Raw genomic sequence first — 272 nt, forward strand, 5'->3', positions numbered from 1 at the left:
GCCTGCCGGCCGCGGCCGGGGTGCCGGTGGCCGTCGACGTTGGCCACTACCTGGACAGGCCCGGGGCCATCAGCGCCCACGGCATCACCGAGTTTGAATACAACCACGCCCTGGCCGCGGTGCTGGCGGCCCGGCTTGGGGCGGCGGGCACACCCGTGCGCCTGATCGGCCACCGGGGCGAGATGGCCGACCTGCGCGCCCGTGCGCATGAGGCCGAGGCGGCGGGGGCGGGCTTCTTCCTGTCGGTGCATCATGATTCGGTGAAGGAGCAG

At 73.5% G+C, this 272-nt stretch carries 1 protein-coding gene; it reads left to right on the forward strand.

Annotation, left to right across the window (positions count from 1 at the left end; translation table 11 throughout):
- Positions 1-272, forward strand: a 272-nt coding sequence (locus tag SB786_RS36310) for an N-acetylmuramoyl-L-alanine amidase (protein WP_410731588.1), incomplete at both ends; no start/stop codon positions are given.

Origin of the sequence: Burkholderia sp. SIMBA_062 (genome assembly GCF_046534765.1) — a bacterium.
Taxonomy (GTDB): Bacteria; Pseudomonadota; Gammaproteobacteria; order Burkholderiales; family Burkholderiaceae; genus Burkholderia; species Burkholderia ambifaria.